This window comes from Streptomyces rishiriensis (assembly GCF_003112535.1).
GTDB classification, from domain to species: Bacteria; Actinomycetota; Actinomycetes; order Streptomycetales; family Streptomycetaceae; genus Streptomyces; species Streptomyces rishiriensis.
Genome location: NZ_BEWA01000002.1, coordinates 379,008 through 396,087 on the forward strand (window position 1 = coordinate 379,008; position 17,080 = coordinate 396,087).

General features: G+C 71.4%; 16 protein-coding genes. 14 read left to right on the forward strand and 2 right to left on the reverse strand.

All coding sequences use genetic code 11. The features are described 5' to 3' along the window. Positions 1-47: 47 nt before the first annotated feature. Positions 48-2,306 (reverse strand): SF1B family DNA helicase RecD2, encoded by a 2,259-nt coding sequence (recD2, locus tag Sri02f_RS03395; RefSeq protein WP_108999547.1) that lies wholly within the window; start codon positions 2,304-2,306, stop codon positions 48-50. A 50-nt stretch (positions 2,307-2,356) separates the two neighbouring features. Then, a complete protein-coding gene (locus Sri02f_RS03400) occupies positions 2,357-2,680 on the reverse strand; it encodes a hypothetical protein (RefSeq protein WP_108999548.1) in 324 nt (107 codons plus the stop codon). 224 nt (positions 2,681-2,904) lie between these two features. Between Sri02f_RS03400 and Sri02f_RS03405 the strand changes: the two genes are divergently transcribed. The 14 genes from Sri02f_RS03405 to Sri02f_RS03470 all read left to right on the forward strand — a co-directional run bounded on the left by Sri02f_RS03405 (position 2,905) and on the right by Sri02f_RS03470 (position 17,044). Then, entirely contained in the window at positions 2,905-3,921 is a 1,017-nt protein-coding gene (locus Sri02f_RS03405) for a LacI family DNA-binding transcriptional regulator (protein ID WP_108999549.1), read from the forward strand. Then, entirely contained in the window at positions 3,918-5,462 is a 1,545-nt protein-coding gene (locus tag Sri02f_RS03410) for a sugar ABC transporter ATP-binding protein (RefSeq protein WP_108999550.1), read from the forward strand. The genes Sri02f_RS03405 and Sri02f_RS03410 overlap by 4 nt, the downstream gene beginning before the upstream one ends. Then, entirely contained in the window at positions 5,452-7,404 is a 1,953-nt protein-coding gene (locus tag Sri02f_RS03415) for an ABC transporter permease/substrate-binding protein (RefSeq protein ID WP_108999551.1), read from the forward strand. The genes Sri02f_RS03410 and Sri02f_RS03415 overlap by 11 nt, the downstream gene beginning before the upstream one ends. A gap of 73 nt (positions 7,405-7,477) precedes the next feature. Continuing rightward, positions 7,478-8,386, forward strand: a complete 909-nt coding sequence (gene rbsK, locus Sri02f_RS03420) for a ribokinase (RefSeq protein ID WP_108999552.1) — start codon at positions 7,478-7,480, stop codon at positions 8,384-8,386. After that, the gene (gene rbsD, locus Sri02f_RS03425) at positions 8,383-8,772 is read left to right on the forward strand and encodes a D-ribose pyranase (RefSeq protein WP_108999553.1); all 390 of its coding nucleotides are present in this window, start codon (positions 8,383-8,385) and stop codon (positions 8,770-8,772) included. The genes rbsK and rbsD overlap by 4 nt, the downstream gene beginning before the upstream one ends. A gap of 310 nt (positions 8,773-9,082) precedes the next feature. Continuing rightward, entirely contained in the window at positions 9,083-9,415 is a 333-nt protein-coding gene (locus Sri02f_RS03430) for a hypothetical protein (RefSeq protein WP_108999554.1), read from the forward strand. Positions 9,416-9,461: 46 nt separating this feature from the next. Further along, positions 9,462-9,773, forward strand: coding sequence for a pore-forming ESAT-6 family protein (locus Sri02f_RS03435; protein ID WP_069771063.1), 312 nt, complete (start codon positions 9,462-9,464; stop codon positions 9,771-9,773). Positions 9,774-9,831: 58 nt separating this feature from the next. After that, positions 9,832-10,221, forward strand: coding sequence for a DUF6507 family protein (locus tag Sri02f_RS03440; RefSeq protein ID WP_108999555.1), 390 nt, complete (start codon positions 9,832-9,834; stop codon positions 10,219-10,221). After that, positions 10,218-12,608: a YwqJ-related putative deaminase gene (locus Sri02f_RS03445; RefSeq protein WP_108999556.1), complete on the forward strand. Its 2,391-nt coding sequence runs from the start codon at positions 10,218-10,220 to the stop codon at positions 12,606-12,608. Before Sri02f_RS03440 ends, Sri02f_RS03445 begins: the two co-directional genes overlap by 4 nt. Next, entirely contained in the window at positions 12,608-12,979 is a 372-nt protein-coding gene (locus Sri02f_RS03450) for a toxin-antitoxin system YwqK family antitoxin (protein WP_108999557.1), read from the forward strand. Before Sri02f_RS03445 ends, Sri02f_RS03450 begins: the two co-directional genes overlap by 1 nt. Before the next feature lie 46 nt (positions 12,980-13,025). Then, on the forward strand, positions 13,026-13,895 hold the full coding sequence (locus Sri02f_RS03455; RefSeq protein ID WP_108999558.1) for an immunity 49 family protein: 870 nt from the start codon (positions 13,026-13,028) through the stop codon (positions 13,893-13,895). 24 nt (positions 13,896-13,919) lie between these two features. Then, positions 13,920-14,189, forward strand: coding sequence for a hypothetical protein (locus Sri02f_RS03460; RefSeq protein WP_108999559.1), 270 nt, complete (start codon positions 13,920-13,922; stop codon positions 14,187-14,189). A 16-nt stretch (positions 14,190-14,205) separates the two neighbouring features. Continuing rightward, complete coding sequence (eccD, locus tag Sri02f_RS03465; RefSeq protein ID WP_108999560.1) at positions 14,206-15,591, forward strand: type VII secretion integral membrane protein EccD; 1,386 nt, start codon at positions 14,206-14,208, stop codon at positions 15,589-15,591. A gap of 13 nt (positions 15,592-15,604) precedes the next feature. After that, positions 15,605-17,044, forward strand: coding sequence for a CpaE/TadZ family protein (locus Sri02f_RS03470; protein WP_307721022.1), 1,440 nt, complete (start codon positions 15,605-15,607; stop codon positions 17,042-17,044). The last annotated feature ends 36 nt before the right edge of the window (positions 17,045-17,080 follow it).

Sequence of the window (17,080 nt, forward strand, 5' to 3'; positions counted from 1 at the left end):
ATCGATCATTTTTTACACGTTCTCCGGAAGTCCCGGAACCGGCGGGCTCACCGGCCCGTGAGCCGGAAGTCCAGGGCCGTGCAACGGCGGCCCGCCGACACCGTGCGCACCGCCTGGCCGATCGCCTTGCGGGAGCCGACCAGGACGACGAGCTTTTTCGCGCGGGTGACGGCCGTATACAGAAGATTCCGCTGCAGCATCATCCATGCCCCGGTGGTGACGGGGATCACCACGGCGGGATATTCACTCCCCTGTGAACGGTGGATCGTCACCGCGTACGCGTGGGCCAACTCGTCCAGTTCGTCGAAGTCGTAGGGAACCTCCTCGTCCTCGTCGGTCAGCACCGTCAGGCGCTGGTCGACCGGGTCGAGCGAGGTGACGACGCCCACGGTGCCGTTGAAGACGCCGTTCTCCCCCTTGTCATAGTTGTTGCGGATCTGGGTGACCTTGTCCCCGACGCGGAACACCCGGCCGCCGAACCGCTTCTCGGGGAGGTCGGGGCGGCCGGGCGTGACGGCCTGCTGGAGCAGCCCGTTGAGGGCGCCCGCGCCCGCCGGGCCGCGGTGCATGGGCGCCAGGACCTGCACGTCCCGGCGCGGGTCGAGACCGAACCGGGCCGGGATGCGGCGCGCGGCGACGTCCACCGTGAGCCGGCCGGCCTCCTCCGTGTCGTCCTCGACGAAGAGGAAGAAGTCCTTCATGCCGTCGGTCAGCGGGTGCTGCCCGGCGTTGATCCGGTGCGCGTTGGTCACCACGCCGGACTGCTGGGCCTGGCGGAACACGCGCGTGAGGCGCACGGCCGGCACCGGGCTGCCGTCGGCGAGCAGGTCGCGCAGCACCTCGCCCGCGCCGACGCTGGGGAGCTGGTCCACGTCACCGACGAAGAGCAGGTGCGCGCCCGGCGGGACGGCCTTGACGAGCTTGTTGGCGAGGAGCAGGTCCAGCATCGACGCCTCGTCGACCACCACCAGGTCGGCGTCCAGCGGGCGGTCGCGGTCGTAGGCCGCGTCGCCGCCGGGCCTGAGCTCCAGCAGGCGGTGGACGGTGGAGGCCTCGGCCCCGGTCAGCTCGGCCAGCCGCTTGGCGGCCCGGCCGGTGGGCGCGGCGAGCACGACCTTCGCCTTGCGCGCGCGGGCCAGCTCCACGATCGAGCGGACCGTGAAGGACTTGCCGCAGCCGGGACCGCCGGTGAGGACGGCGACCTTCTCGGTCAGCGCGAGCCGGACGGCCGCCTCCTGCTCGGGCGCCAGGTCGGCCTTCGTGCGGGTCCTCAGCCAGGCCAGGGCCTTGTCCCAGGCCACGTCGCGGAAGGCCGGCATCCGGTCCTCGTCGGTGCGCAGCAGGCGCAACAGCTGCGCGGACAGGGAGAGTTCGGCGCGGTGGAAGGGGACCAGATAGACGGCGGAGACCGGCTCCCCGCCGTCGGCCGCCGGGACCTTCTCCCGGACGGCCCCGGGGTCCTCGCCCTCCTCCGGCGGTTCGGCGAGCTCCGCGAGGCACTCGATGACCAGGCCGGTGTCGACCTGCAGGAGCTTGACCGCGTCGGCGATCAGCCGCTCCTCCGGGAGGTAGCAGTGGCCCTGGTCGGTGGCCTGGGACAGGGCGTACTGCAGGCCCGCCCTGACCCGCTCCGGGCTGTCGTGCGGGATGCCGACGGACTGGGCGATCCGGTCCGCGGTGAGGAAGCCGATGCCCCAGACGTCGGAGGCCAGCCGGTAGGGCTGGTTCTTCACGACGGAGATCGACGCGTCGCCGTACTTCTTGTAGATGCGCACCGCGATGGACGTGGACACCTCGACGGTCTGGAGGAAGAGCATGACCTCCTTGATCGCCTTCTGTTCCTCCCAGGCGTCGGCGATCTTCTTCGTGCGCTTGGGGCCGAGGCCGGGGACCTCGACGAGCCGCTTCGGCTCCTCCTCGATGATCTTCAGGGTGTCCATGCCGAAGTGCTGGGTGATGCGGTCGGCGAAGACCGGGCCGATGCCCTTGACCAGGCCGGATCCCAGATAGCGGCGGATGCCCTGGATGGTGGCGGGCAGCACGGTGGTGTAGTTCTCGACGGTGAACTGCTTGCCGTACTGCGGGTGGGAGCCCCAACGGCCCTCCATGCGCAGGGACTCGCCGACCTGGGCGCCGAGCAGCGCGCCGACGACCGTGAGGAGGTCGCCGCCGCCTCTGCCGGTGTCGACCCGGGCGACCGTGTAGCCGTTGTCCTCGTTGGCGTACGTGATGCGTTCCAACACGCCTTCCAGCGTGGCGAGCCGCCGCTCTTCCGCCCCCTGGGCGGCCCCCGTCTGTTGGGACATGATCCGACCGTACCGCCCGCCACCGACAGGGCCGCCCGGGCCGCCTCGGATCAGTCCTGTTCGGTGGTCACACAGGTGCCGACCACATAGCCGGTGACGCCGCTCCTGGTGACCTTCACCCAGCGCTTGCTGACGATGCCGCACTTCTCGTACGCGGTGGCTCCGTAGTACATCGCGCAGGAGGCCGAGGCGCTCTCCCCCTTGTTGAGCTGGGCGAGGGCGGTGCCGCCGGTGCTGGTCGTGGAACGGATGACCACGGTCTCGAGGGCCTTGGCCGTGCAGGTCGCCGCGGCGGCCGGGCCCGCGGCCGCGAACGAGGCGCCGACCAGGGCGGCGGCCCCGACGGACGCACCCAGTATCCGGCTTGCGCGCATGTCTGTTCTCCCCTGTGTGCTTGGCACGGGCATGCCACCCGTGTCGGTCGAGGGCAGCCTAGGGCCCCGCGCGGCCGGCTTCATCACGATCCGGTTTCAGCCACGCCGGGGTCTTGATTAACTCCCGTGTAATCGATTCCAATTCCTTCCTGCCCGTAGATGTAATCGATTCCACGCGTCACACGACGTGCGCGAACGCAAGTCCACGAGGAGGTGGAGCGGCGATGGCGAGCATCAAGGACGTCGCTGCCGAGGCGGGCGTCTCCGTCGCCACGGTGTCACGCGTCCTGAACGACCATCCGTCGGTCAGCGACGACGCACGCACGCGCGTGCTGGCCGCCGTCGAGGCGCTGGGCTACCGCCCGAACGCCGTCGCCCGGTCGCTGCGCACCGACCAGACCCGCACCCTCGGCCTGGTCATCAGCGACGTGATGAACCCCTACTTCACCGAGCTGGCCCGCTCCGTCGAGGAGGAGGCCCGCGCCCTCGGCTACAGCGTGATCATCGGCAACGCCGACGAACGGCCCGACCTGCAGGACCACCATGTGACGACCCTCCTGGACCGCCGGATCGACGGTCTGCTGGTCTCCCCCACCGACGGCGGCTCCCCGCGGATGCTGGACGCCGCGCGCGCGGGCACGCCGATGGTGTTCGTCGACCGGTGGATCCCGGGCCTGGACGTGCCCGTGGTGCGGTCGGACGGACGCGCCGCCGTGCGCGACCTCGTGGCGCATCTGCACGGCCTCGGCCACCGCCGGCTCGCCATCATCGCGGGGCCCGCCGCCACCACCACCGGCAGCGAGCGCGTGGAGGCCTTCCGGGCCGCCCTGGCCGAGTACGGGCTCCCCCTCCCCGACGCCTATACGGGACAGGGCGACTTCCAGGCCGAGAGCGGACGGCGGGTCACCGAGGGCTTCCTCGACCTGCCCGAGCCGCCCGAGGTCGTGTTCGCCGCCGACAACCTGATGGCGCTGGGCGCGCTGGACGCCGTCCGCGCGCGTGGGCTGCGCGTTCCGCACGACCTCGCGCTCGCCGCGTTCGACGACATCCCGTGGTTCGTGCACACCGATCCGCCGATCACGGCGATCGCCCAGCCGACGGGCGAGCTGGGGCGGGCCGCCGTGCGCGCGCTCGTCGACCGCATCGAGGGGCGGCCCCCGCAGTCGGTCACCTTCACCGCCCGCCTCGTCGTACGCCGCTCGTGCGGCGAGTCCCCCGTAACGAACAGGAGCCAGACGTGAGCAACGCGGACGAGTTGCTGCGCATCGAAGGCATACGCAAGACCTTCCCCGGCGTGGTCGCGCTCGACAGCGTCGACTTCGACCTGCGGCGGGGCGAGGTGCATGTGCTGCTCGGTGAGAACGGCGCGGGCAAGAGCACCCTCATCAAGATGCTCTCCGGCGCCTACCGGCCCGACGCCGGGCGGATCCTGGCCGGCGGCGAGGAGGTGCGCATCCATGGCGCGCAGGACTCCGAGCGCCTCGGGATCGCCACCATCTACCAGGAGTTCAACCTCGTCCCCGATCTGACGGTCGCCGAGAACATCTTCCTGGGACGGCAGCCCCGTCGTCTCGGGGTGATCGACCGCAAGCGGATGGAGGCCGAGGCCGCCGTCCTGCTGGAGCGCGTGGGCGTGAACGTCTCGCCCCGCGCGCGGGTGCGTGAACTCGGCATCGCCCGGCTGCAGATGGTCGAGATCGCCAAGGCGCTCAGCCTGGACGCGCGCGTGCTCATCATGGACGAGCCGACCGCCGTGCTGACCTCGGAGGAGGTCGACAAGCTCTTCGCGATCGTGCGCAGGCTGCGCGAGGACGGCGTCGGCATCGTGTTCATCACGCATCACCTGGAGGAGATCGCCGCCCTCGGCGACCGCGTCACGGTCATCCGCGACGGCAGGAGCGTCGGACAGGTGCCGGCCTCCACCCCGCAGGACGAGCTCGTCCGCCTCATGGTGGGCCGCTCCATCGAGCAGCAGTACCCCAGGGAGCGCGCCGAGCCGGGCGCCCCCCTGCTGGCCGTCGAGGGGCTCACCCGCGACGGCGTCTTCCACGACGTCTCCTTCGAGGTGCGCGCCGGTGAGGTCGTCGGCGTCGCCGGGCTCGTCGGCGCCGGCCGTACCGAGGTCGTACGGGCCGTCTTCGGGGCCGACCCCTACGACCGCGGGACCGTGCGGGTCGCGGGGGCGCCGCTCCCCCGGCACGACGTCAACGCGGCGATGGCGGCCGGGATCGGCCTGGTGCCCGAGGACCGCAAGGGCCAGGGACTCGTGCTGGACCAGTCGGTCGAGGAGAACCTCGGGCTCGTGACCATGCGGGCCGCGACCCGTGGCGGCCTGGTGGACCTGAAGGGCCAGCGCGAGGCGGCGGCGCGGATCGCCGCACAGCTGGGCGTGCGGATGGCGGGCCTCGGCCAGCAGGTGCGCACCCTGTCCGGCGGCAACCAGCAGAAGGTCGTCATCGGCAAGTGGCTGCTGGCCGACACCAAGGTGCTGATCCTCGACGAGCCCACGCGCGGGATCGACGTCGGCGCCAAGGTCGAGATCTACCAGCTCGTCAACGAGCTGACGGCGGCCGGCGCGGCGGTCCTGATGATCTCCAGCGACCTTCCCGAGGTGCTCGGCATGAGCGACCGGGTGCTGGTGATGGCCCAGGGCCGGGTCGCCGGCGAACTGCCTGCCGAGCAGGCCACCCAGGACGCGGTGATGGCGCTCGCCGTCAGCGCGCCCGCCACCCCCCGTACCACCCCTACGACCACGGAAGTGGAGGCCGGCCGTGGCCGCTGACACGCATCCCAGCACGACGGGCGCCGGCGGCGGCGCCGCGGCGGTCCGCCGCCTGCTCCTCGACAACGGCGCGCTCACCGCGCTGATCGTCCTCGTCATCGCCATGTCGGCGCTGTCGGGCGACTTCCTGACCACGGACAACCTGCTCAACGTGGGCGTCCAGGCGGCCGTGACCGCGATCCTCGCCTTCGGCGTGACGTTCGTGATCGTCTCGGCGGGCATCGACCTGTCGGTCGGCTCGGTGGCCGCGCTGTCGGCGACCGTGCTGGCCTGGAGCGCCACGCAGCACGGCGTCCCGGTGGGCATAGCGCTGCTCCTGGCCGTCGCCACCGGCATCGCCGCCGGTCTGGTGAACGGTTTCCTCATCGCGTACGGCAAACTGCCGCCGTTCATCGCGACCCTCGCGATGCTGTCGGTCGCACGCGGTCTGTCGCTGGTGATCTCCGAGGGCTCGCCGATCGCGTTCCCCGACTCCGTCTCGCACCTCGGCGACACGCTCGGCGGCTGGCTGCCGGTGCCGGTGCTCGTGATGGTCGTGATGGGGCTGATCGCCGCGTTCGTGCTCGGCCGCACCTACATCGGGCGTTCGATGTACGCCATCGGCGGCAACGAGGAGGCCGCCCGGCTGTCGGGTCTGCGGGTGAAGCGGCAGAAGCTCGCCATCTACGCCCTGTCCGGCGTCTTCGCGGCCGCCGCGGGCGTCGTGCTCGCCTCCCGGCTGTCGTCCGCGCAGCCGCAGGCCGCCGACGGCTACGAGCTGGACGCCATCGCCGCGGTCGTCATCGGCGGGGCCTCCCTCGCCGGCGGCACCGGCAAGGCCTCGGGCACCCTGATCGGCGCGCTGATCCTGGCGGTGCTGCGCAACGGGCTGAACCTGCTGTCCGTCTCCGCGTTCTGGCAGCAGGTCGTCATCGGCGTCGTCATCGCGCTGGCGGTGCTGCTCGACACCCTGCGCCGCAAGGCGGGCGCGACCCCGGCGGCGGCCGGCGCGGGCGGCGGCGGCAAGGGCCGGCAGGCGGCGACGTACGGTCTCGCGGCCGTCGTCACCGTGGCGGTCGTCGGCGCGACCTCCTTCCTGCACGGCGGGAGCTCCCCGAGCGCGAACCCGAAGATCGGCCTGGCACTGTCCACCCTGAACAACCCGTTCTTCGTGCAGATCCAGTCCGGCGCGAAGGCCGAGGCGAAGAAGCTGGGCGTGGACCTGACGGTCACCGACGCCCAGAACGACGCCTCGCAGCAGGCCAACCAGCTGCAGAACTTCACCAGTTCCGGTTACGACTCGATCATCGTCAACCCGGTGGACTCGGACGCGGCGAGCAACTCGGTGAAGGCCGCCGACAAGGCGAAGATCCCGGTCATCGCCGTCGACCGGGGCGTCAACAAGGCCGCGGTGGACGCGCTGGTCGCCTCCGACAACGTGGCGGGCGGCGAACTGGCCGCGAGGACGGTCGCCGAGAAGCTGGGCGGCACCGGCAAGATCGTGATCCTCCAGGGCCAGGCGGGCACCTCCGCCGCCCGGGAGCGGGCCGCGGGCTTCGCCCAGGGCCTCAAGGCCTACCCCGGCATCCAGGTGCTCGCCCAGCAGCCGGCCGACTTCGACCGCACCAAGGGACTCGACGTGATGTCGAACCTGCTCCAGGCGCACCCGGACGTCCAGGGCGTCATCGCGGCCAACGACGAGATGGCGCTCGGCGCGATCAAGGCGCTGGGCGCCAAGGCCGGCAAGTCCGTCCAGGTCGTCGGCTTCGACGGCACGCCCGACGGCCTCAAGGCCGTCGAACAGGGCACGCTGTACGCGTCGGTGGCGCAGCAGCCGTCCCAGCTGGGCAGGATCGCCGTGGACAACGCGCTGAAGGCGCTGCGGGGCAAGAAGGTCGAGGAGACGGTGAAGGTGCCGGTGAAGGTGGTCACGGAGGCGAACGTGGCCGGGTTCAGCGGCTGACATCGAACGGGAAGGCGGGCGGTCCCTCGCAGGGGACCGCCCGCCTCACGTCACGTATCAGGGGAGTTCTTCCATGTACGACTACGACCTGCTGGTCGTGGGGTCGGCCAACGCCGACCTGGTGATCGGCGTCGAGCGCAGGCCGGCGGCCGGGGAGACGGTGCTCGGCTCCGACCTGGCCGTGCACCCCGGCGGCAAGGGCGCGAACCAGGCCGTCGCGGCCGCGCGCCTCGGGGCCCGTACCGCCCTGCTGGCCCGGGTCGGCGACGACGCCCACGGACGGCTGCTGCTCGACGCGCAGCGGGCGGCCGGGGTCGACACGACGGGCGTGCTGGCGGGCGGGGCGCCGACGGGCGTCGCGCTGATCACCGTGGACCCCTCGGGGGACAACAGCATCGTGGTGTCGCCGGGCGCGAACGGCCGGCTGACCCCGGCGGACGTCCGCGCCGCGAGCGGGCTCCTGCACGCCTCGAAGGTGGTGTCGGCGCAGCTGGAGATCCCGCTGGAGACGGTCGTGGAGGTCGTCCGGAACCTGGCGCCGGGCGGCCGGTTCGTGCTGAACCCGTCGCCGCCGCGCCCGCTGCCGGCCGAGGTGCTGGCGGTCTGCGACCCGCTGATCGTCAACGAGCACGAAGCGAAGGTGATCCTCGGCGAGGCGGGCGACACGGCCGCCGATCCCGAGGACTGGGCGCGGCTCCTGCTCGCGAAGGGGCCGCGGTCGGTGGTCGTCACGCTGGGCGCGGAGGGCGCGCTGGTGGCGTCGGCGGACGGCGGTGTGCGGCGCGTCGCCCCCGTGAAGGTGGACGCCGTGGACACGACGGGCGCGGGCGACTCCTTCACTGCGGCGCTGGCCTGGCGGCTGGGCGCGGGCGCGTCGCTCGCGCAGGCGGCGGCGTACGCGGCGCGGGTGGGAGCGGTGTCCGTGACCCGGAGGGGCGCGCAGGAGTCGTTCCCGACCGCCGAGGAGGTCGACGCCCTGTGAAGAAGGCGGGGATACTCAACCGTCATCTCGCGGGTGCGCTCGCCGAGTTGGGACACGGCGACGGGGTGCTGGTGTGCGACGCGGGCATGCCGATACCGGACGGCCCGCGCGTGGTCGACCTCGCCTTCCGGGCCGGGGTGCCCTCGTTCGAGGAGGTGGTCGACGGGCTGCTCGCCGAACTGGTGGTGGAGGGCGCGACGGCGGCGGAGGAGGTCCGGGAGGCCAACCCTTCGGCCGCCGGACTCCTCACGGGCCGCTTCCGGTCCCTGACGTACGTCCCGCACGAGCGGCTGAAGGAACTGTCGGCGGGCGCGCGGCTGGTGGTCCGCACGGGCGAGGCGCGGCCGTACGCGAACGTGCTGTTGAGGTGCGGGGTGTTCTTCTGAGGCGTGCGCCGGGGCGGCGGCTCGTGCCGGGGGGCGCGCGCTCGACGACGCCGGAACGGTGCCGGAGCGGGTGGGACGCGGCCCCGGAGCAGCCCCGGAGCAGCCCGCCGAGCGGTGCTGGAACGGTGCCGGAGCGGTGCCGGTGGCGTCCGCCGGAGCGGTGCGGAAGCGGTGCGGAAGCGGTGCGGTGTCGTCCCGGACATGTCCGGATCAGGTCACATCGGGATCTACGACGTTGCGTCCGCAACGTGTTGTGCGACACCATGCTCGAACAGGTATGTGATGTGTACGTGACGCACGGGGGTGAGACGTGAAGTTCGACATGGGATCCACGACCCTCTCGGATCTGGGCAAGAGCACGGTCGGTTCGAGCACCGACCTGGGCACGCTGATCCGTGGCCTCATCCAGGCGGCCGAGCCGCTGGAGGGCAAGTTCAACGGCTCCGGAAAGGTCGCCTTCGACTCGTTCAAGGGGCGTGCTGACGAGATCACCGCCGCGCTCAACGAATCGCTCGGCGGGATCCTCGAGGGCCAGAGCGGCATGGACACCGCGTTCGCGGGCGGCGACACCGAGCAGCACGACAACGCCAACAAGAACATGGGCGCGGCCAACTTCGACGCGGCCCGCTTCGGCGCGCGCTAGGCCTCGGTCCAGGGCGCAGGCAGACAACCACAGGGGGTTTGTGACGATGGGTCAGAATTTGGACCGCCGCTCGTACGACACCGGCGCCTCGGGCGAGGTGCAGGGTGGGCTGCAGGGAATCGTCGGCCAGCTGGAGCGGGTGCTGGCCGACCGCGACAAGGCCGTGAAGGCCGCCATGGCCGACTTCCAGGCCGACGGGGTGTCCGAGGAGTACCACGGCAAGGAACTCCGCTGGAACCGGGCGGCCAACGAGGTGCGCAGCATCATCCAACTGGTGCGCACCACGCTGGAGGACAACGACGGGACGGCCCAGTCGACGATGGCGAAGGCACGGGCGGCGGTCGACAACATCGGCTGAGGCGAGGTGCCGACGCGGCGCCGGCACATGTAGGTCACGGGGATTACGGGGTATCCACATGACGGGGTGGGACATCTCGCCGTCGGGCGTGCGACACGTCCTCACGGAGACGGCGAAGGCGGCCGAGGGCCTCTCGAACACGGGGAAGGCCCTCCAGGAGACCATGCCCAGCGCGGCCGCGTCCGCCGGCACGATCCAGCAGGGCGGCGTCGAGAAGAGCGGGGTCCAGGGACCGGTCGGCGGGGCGCTGGCCGAGTTCTTCACGGCCTACCAGAAGAAACTGGCGTACGTCGCGGTGCGTACGTCGAACTCGCTCAACGGGGCGGCCACCGCGACCAACGCCTACGTCAAGGGCGACCTTGACATGGCGGCGCAGGCCCAGGCCAACGCCCTGAAGGAGCCGAAGATCGACCTGCCGGGCGCGGACGGGCAGCAGGGGGGCAAGTGAGCGCGGACCTCATCGACCCGCAGAACATTCCGCAGTTCACCGGCGACCTGGAACAACTGGGCACGGACTCGATGCTCCTGACCGCGGAGGCCGTCGCCTTCCGCCAGTCGGGCTCGGACGTGCACACCCGCTTCCAGGGGCTGTCGGCGTGCTACTCGGCCCCGGAAGCGGACCAGTTGTTCGCCACGACGGCGCCGGTGGCCGCCAAGGCGGACGAGTTCGCCGACGACCTGGAGAAGGTGGCGGCCGCCCTCAGCGCGTACGAGACGGAGGTCCAGCCGCTCGTGGCCAAGCTGAAGAGCCTCAAGCAGCGGGCGGAGACCTTCCGGCACGACATCGCGGGCGACGACCACTGGCGTGAGGACGACGACAACGTCCAGCTCAACAACGACCTGGTGCACGACGTCAGCACCACGACCGCCGCGTTCTGGCAGGCGGAGATCACCTGCCACAACACGATCACCGGGCTGGTGGGCGGGACGACGCTGATCCTCGAGGACGGCGCGCAGAAGCGGTTGCTGAAACGCGGCACCAGCACGTACGGCTTCACCGCCGACCTGCTGAACCAGTCCGAGGAACTGCCGTGGGGCAAGACCGTGGAGAAGGAGCGGCACGGGCTCGACTGGCTGGGCCACCAGGTGCTCGACTTCGGCAAGGGCTTCGTCGTCGACGGCGTGTGGGGCACGATCCGGGGCCTCGGCACCTTCGTCGGCGTCGACGGATGGGACGCCGCGGGCGAGGCCTGGACGGGGCTCGGCAAGCTCGCGACGGGCCTGGCCATCACCATGACCCCGATCGCCGGCAGCCTGTACTGGACGATGCCCGAGGACAAGCTGCCCGGGTATCTGCGCGAGACCCGCAACACGGTCAAGGAGGCGGGCAAGGCGCTGGTGGCGTGGGACGAGTGGGGCAAGAACCCCGCCCGGGCCGGCGGCGCGGTCACCTTCAACGTCCTGACCACGATCTTCACCGGCGGCGCCGGTACGGCGGCGAAGGGCGGGGCGGTGGCCCGCACGCTCGCCGTGCTCGGCAAGACCGGGCGGCTGGTCGACCCGATGACGTACCTCGGCAAGGCCGCGAAGTTCGGCACGGTCAAGGTCGCCGACGTGTTCGCCGGCCTGCGGGGCGTCCACGCGGGCGCCTTCGACGACATCCTCACCGGGGCGGGACGCGTGCAGCCGGACGGCAGCGTGCTGAGGATCGCCGACGACCTTCCGGTGATCCACGACAACGTCGTCCAGTGGCCGGACGGAACCCGCCTGAACCTGGACGACGGCTCGGTCGTCCGCCCGGACGGGACGGCGGCCCCGGCGAAGGTCGAACTGTCGTCGGCAGACCGGGACTTGCTGCGCCAGACGCTGCCGCACCATGATCTTGCACCAGTCAGTGCCCATGCCGGCGACGTCGACGCACCCAGAGGGCAGACGGGCGGCTCGGGAACGGGAAGGGCGAGCGGCGGGCCCTCTCTGTCAGACGGTCACGCGCCCAGGGGCACGACCCACGACGGGGCGACAGGTACGCCCACGAGTCATGCAGGACCATCCGAATCGGCTTCTGGCCGACCAGCCCCGCACGGCGACGGATCGTTCGGCGGTCCAGGGGAGCCGCATGCGGAAGGGCCCCATCATGACGGGCAACACCACTCTGACATCGGCGACGGTGCCCGGACGCCGGGGCACTCTGAAGCCGATGGCGGCACGCCGCCGTCGGACGGCCACGAGCACCATGGCGCGACTTCACACAGCGATTCCGCAGCAGAAGCCCTCCGATCAGATCTCGACTCCGCCCCCGCTCCCGGCCCGGGTGACAAGGTGCTCGCTCAATTGCCGGAGGCGAGGGTGAGCAGGACCAACGGCTTGATCACCCACGTCGATGGTCGTTCTGTCAGTGACTACCTGGACCAACTGTCACGCGAACGCGGAGCCGCGTATCGCGAGGCCAAGGAAGCGAAGACGTTCCCAAGGAAGCAGACGGGCGCGTGTGTAGGATCGGTGATCGACCTGCGCACCGGCGAAATCATTGAAGGCATCAACGGGACCAAGAGAGATCTCATCCCGTTGAACGAGCTTCACCCCACGCTGGCCGCTCGCTATGAAGCCATCCAAGCGAGCCCGTTGCACGTGGATCACCCGTTGGGTCACGCCGAGGTCAAAGCGGCAAACGCACTACTCTGGGAGCGCACCAGAAGCGGTCTCCCCGATGGCGAGGGCGCACTGGCCGAGATGCGTGCGTCTGTCGAATTTCCTTTCATGTCAGACAAAGCGACAGGGGCTGCAGGCAAGTCAGCTCCCTTCTGCGCCAACTGCAACCACATGCTGCAGGGAGTACCGAGCAGCCATGGACGTTTCACTGGCTTCCCTCCGAGCGATGAGAACTGGATCCCCTGATGGCCGCCCGCCGAATCGACATCGATGACCCAGAAGTTGACATGGATGACGCACAACGCCTGCTCTACCGCGGGGAGCTCTTCACCGGTGAGGTGACGGAGTATCTCGGTGACGCGCTCGTAAGTCTGGACGAATACGTCGACGGAGTACAGGACGGCCCGTCACTGGAGTGGTACAAGGACGGAACCCTGCGGTCTGAGACCATGGTGCGCAAGGGACGGGCCTGCGGGGAATCCAAGGCGTGGCACCAGAACGGAACTCTGGCATCGCTTCGAGTATTCGACGAGGACGGTCTCACGTTCCGCGAGAATTACGAGTGGGACGAGGACGGTAGGCCGACGAAGAGCTGGCGCTTGGACGGAGGTTCCTGAGAGCCCTGCTGAAACAGTTCGACCTCACGAAATGAGAACGTTGTTCATGCCGACGCGCGTTTCCCGGCCTCCGCAGAAGAGCAGTCATCCGAATCCCGATGAACTCCGGCAGGAGATCAACGAGGACACGCTCGAGGACATCCAGCAGCTCGAGCAGTATCCGCAGAGCTTTGGCCTGACCTTCAGCGCTGCTCTGGCCGGCGCCTCTGTGCAGACACTGAATGACCCCACCGCCGAGATGCTGGAGACCTGGGAGGCGTGGGTCATGGCCATGCAGGTCGGGTCTGCGCTCTTCGCCTCGGCGACCGCTCCCGAGGGTTCCACCGTCGAGTGCATGATCGGCCATGAGGTCCGGACGATCCCCGCCGTGGGGCCCACCCACTTCACGGACGCCGGTACCTGGCTGGACGCCTTCTGGCTCGCCGTGGTCTGCCGGGACCAGGCGCGGATGACCGCGTTGTGCCAGGTGCCGATCGAGACGCTGCGGGCCTCCGGCGCGGTGTTCGAGGAGTACATCTACCACTGGGTGGACGCCCTCCAGACGTACTGGCTGGAGCGGCCGGGCCTCGGGGACAAGCTCGTCGCCGCGTTCGACGGGACCGACCCGGACCGGCTGCGGATCGTGGACCGGGAGCTGATGCTCAAGGTCCTGTTCCCGCCGCTCAACCTCTTCCACCGGTTCGTCGCCCAGGACCCGGTCAAGTTCAACGAGGCTCTCGTCCGCGCGATCGAACTGCACAAGGAGTACTGGACCGCCGACCCGGAACGCGAGGAGTCGGGTGACGGCGACATCCCGCTGGCCATCCTCGCGATCACCTGCCTCGCGTACGACGCCGGCCGCCCGATCGACGTCGAGTCCGAGTACCTGCCCGAGCACTTGCTCAAGCGCAGTTGGCTGGGCGAGTTCCCGACGTGAGGGACGCGAGGCAGGTGAACCGGTGTGACCGCTCAGGAATATGACAGTCAGCTTCTGGAGTCCGTCGCCGTGCGGCGGCGGCGGTTGCGGGACGCCTTGTTGTTCGGGGCGCAGCGGCAGCGGCGGGCCGTGGACGAGCGGGTGGGGAAGGTGGTCGCCGGGATGGTGGTCGCGGCCGTGTTGTGCGCGGGGTGCGTGGGGTGGTCGTTCGTGTCGCACCGGGTGATCGGGCAGACCACGAGCCCCTACTCCCCCGGGGTTTCCACACCCTCCGGCAGTTCTGCCGGCCGGTGATAGGTTCGCGAACGTGATGTCTACGGGGGCCTTGAGTCGTAGGGCGGCCGGCGGGCCGGCAGTGCTGAGTCGCGTCACCCTCGTCGGTGAGCGGCGGCGCGTCGACCTCGTGCTGCCGGCACAGGAGCCGGTCGGGGTGCTGCTGCCCGAGATCATGCGGTTGCTGGACGACCGCGTGGAGGGCCGGCCCGCCGCGCGTCACCTCGTCACGGTGGACGGCTCCGCGCTCGATCACGACAGCACACTGGCGACGGCGGGCATCCGTGACGGCGCCGTGCTGCGTCTCGTCCGCGCGGAGGACGCTCCGCCCGCCCCCGTCGTGCACGACGTCAGCGACGAGGTGGCGGAAGGTCTCGGCCACCGGTCGGGGCAGTGGGGGCCTGTCGCGCGGCGGATCACCGCGGGGGTCGCGTGCGTGGGCTGGGCGGTCGTCGCCGCCCTGTTCGCGCGTGCGCAGTACGACCGTTCCGTCGTCGCCGGTGCACTGCTCGCCTCCGCCGGTGCGGCCGCGGTCGCCGGTGCGGTCCTGGGGCGTCTGCGCAGGCAGGCTCCGGCGGTCACCCTGCTGTGCTCCGGTGGCGTGCTCGGTGTGCTGGGCGTGTGGAGCCTCGTCGACGTCCTCGGCGGGGATTCCGCGGGCGCCCTGCGACTGGCCGGGGTGGCCGGCGTGGGCGCGCTGATCCTCGTCCTGCTCGGGCTGTTCACGCCGCTGGGGCGGGGCGGTGTCGTGGGCGCCGCCGCCGTGGCCCTGACCGCCGTCGGCTGGGAGGCAGCCGTCGTCGTGCAGTCCGGCGCCGGGACGGCGGAGCAGCAGGCTCATGTCGGGGCCGTCGTCGGCGTCGTCTGCGTGGTGGTGCTCGGGGTGCTGCCGCGGCTGGCTCTGATGGCGTCCGGCCTCTCGGGGCTCGACGACCGGCGGGCGGGCGGGGTGTCCGTCAGCCGCTACCAGGTGTCCGCCGCTCTGGCCGCCGCCCACCGCGGGCTGGTGCTCGCCACGGTCACCGTGGCCGCGTCGGCCACGGCGGCCGCCGTGCTGGCGGTGCGGTCTCCCTCCGGGTGGACGATGTCGCTCGCCGCGGTCGTCGCGTTGGTGCTGGCTCTGCGGGCCCGGGCGTTTCCGCTGGTCGCCGAGGTGGTCGTGCTGCTGGCCGCGGCAGCCGGCGTCGCCGTACGGTTGCTGACGGCATGGGCGGAGCGGTCCTCGCCCGCTGCCCCGCTGGTCGTGCTCGTCGTGCTGGCGGTCCTGCCGCTGGTCGTGCTCGCCGTGCAGCCGGCCGAGCATGTGCGGGTGCGGTTGCGGCGGTTCGGCGACCTGCTCGAGTCGGTGGGGGTCATGGCCCTTCTTCCGCTGCTCGTCGGCGTGTTCGGTGTGTACGGGCGACTGCTCGACACCTTCGCTTAGGAGGCGCGGCGGCATGACGCAGGGGGAACAGCGGCGGGAGCAGCCGTCGGAGCGCGGCGACGGCCTCGGCGGCGGCCGTGGCGGGGACGGCGGCGACTGGCAGCGCGACGTCCTGCGTGAGCTGGGCGGCGGCCGGGAGGCAGGCTCCGGGCGTCCCGGAGAGCCGGCCCTCCGGCTCGTGCACCCCGCGCCCCCGCAGCCCGAACCCCCGCACCCCGCGGCCGCCGGGAGGGCAGCGGTCCCCCAGTCCCCGGCGGACGCAGTCGACGACACCGCCCGTGCCGGTGGCGAGTTCGGCCCTCACACGTCCGGGCCTCACATACCCGAACCCCACATATCCGCGCCGCACATATCCGGCCCTCCCATATCCGGGCCGGTGTCCCCGGCTCTCGGGTCCGGTGCCGTGGCCGCCGGTTCTCCGGCCGACGGCGAGCCGGGCCCGGTGCGGCCTGCGTCGCCCGCCTCGCCCGCCCGGTCCGCGCCGCCTGCCTCGCCCGTCGTGCCTGCCCCGGATCCCCGGCTTCCGGCGTCCCCCGCTCCCGAGTCGTCCCCCACTCTCGATCCGCGGCTCCTCATCGCCCTGGGACGGCCCCTGCACGGCGACCCCGTGACCCGGCGCACGGGGCGGGCGTTGCGCAAACTCACCTCGTCCGTCGCGCAGGACGTCGCCGAACAGACCCGGATCGCCCGCGAGTTGCAGCAGCCCGTCACGACGGGCCGGGTGGTGGCCGTCACCTCCATCCGCGGCGGCGTCGGCAAGTCCACCGTCTCCGCGTTGCTCGGACGCACCCTCAACCACTACCGGCACGACCTGGTGCTGACGATGGAGGCGGATGCCGCGCTGGGCACCCTGCCGGTGCGCATGGGCGCGGAGGCGGTGCGCTGGACGTGCGCCGACCTCGCGCCGATCCTCACCCCGTCGATGCGGCTGACGGACGTGACCGGCTATCTGGTGCCGGTGTCGGACGGCGGCTGGCTGCTGCCCGCGAGCCGGGGCCAGGTCGGCGCGCCGCTCGACATGACGACGTACCGCAAGGTGACGCTGGCGTTGCGCCGCTACTTCGCCGTGACGGTCGTCGACTGCGAGTCGCTCCCCGGCGAGGTGGCCCGTACGGCCATGGACACCGCGCACGCCCGGGTCGTGGTCGCACCGATGACGGCGGAGGGCGTCGGCGCGACCCGGCAGGTGCTGGACTGGCTGGCGCGGCTGCCGCACTCGGCGCTGGCCGGCACGGTCGTCGCGCTGGTCTGCGGCGCCCCCGACACCGTCCTCGACGACAAGGCGGCCGCCGGTCATCTCCGGGAGACGGGCGTCACCGTCGTCACCGTGCCGTACGACCGTCATCTGGCGGGCGGCGGGCCCATCCGCACCGACCTGCTGGCGCAGACCACGCAGCACGCCGTTCTTCGGCTGGCCGCCGAGGTGATGGGGCGCGCGGTGAGGGTGCGATGAGCACCCGGCCGTCACGAAGTCGCCCGCGTCCGCTCC

What these genes read in the sequence shown, in the direction of transcription:
- recD2 (WP_108999547.1), bottom strand. Translation starts at nt 2,306, where the DNA reads ATGTCCCAACAGACGGGGGCCGCCCAGGGGGCGGAAGAGCGGCGGCTC.
- Sri02f_RS03400 (WP_108999548.1), bottom strand. Translation starts at nt 2,680, where the DNA reads ATGCGCGCAAGCCGGATACTGGGTGCGTCCGTCGGGGCCGCCGCCCTG.
- Sri02f_RS03405 (WP_108999549.1), top strand. Translation starts at nt 2,905, where the DNA reads ATGGCGAGCATCAAGGACGTCGCTGCCGAGGCGGGCGTCTCCGTCGCC.
- rbsK (WP_108999552.1), top strand. Translation starts at nt 7,478, where the DNA reads ATGTACGACTACGACCTGCTGGTCGTGGGGTCGGCCAACGCCGACCTG.
- Sri02f_RS03435 (WP_069771063.1), top strand. Translation starts at nt 9,462, where the DNA reads ATGGGTCAGAATTTGGACCGCCGCTCGTACGACACCGGCGCCTCGGGC.
- Sri02f_RS03440 (WP_108999555.1), top strand. Translation starts at nt 9,832, where the DNA reads ATGACGGGGTGGGACATCTCGCCGTCGGGCGTGCGACACGTCCTCACG.
- Sri02f_RS03450 (WP_108999557.1), top strand. Translation starts at nt 12,608, where the DNA reads ATGGCCGCCCGCCGAATCGACATCGATGACCCAGAAGTTGACATGGAT.
- Sri02f_RS03455 (WP_108999558.1), top strand. Translation starts at nt 13,026, where the DNA reads ATGCCGACGCGCGTTTCCCGGCCTCCGCAGAAGAGCAGTCATCCGAAT.
- eccD (WP_108999560.1), top strand. Translation starts at nt 14,206, where the DNA reads ATGTCTACGGGGGCCTTGAGTCGTAGGGCGGCCGGCGGGCCGGCAGTG.
- Sri02f_RS03470 (WP_307721022.1), top strand. Translation starts at nt 15,605, where the DNA reads ATGACGCAGGGGGAACAGCGGCGGGAGCAGCCGTCGGAGCGCGGCGAC.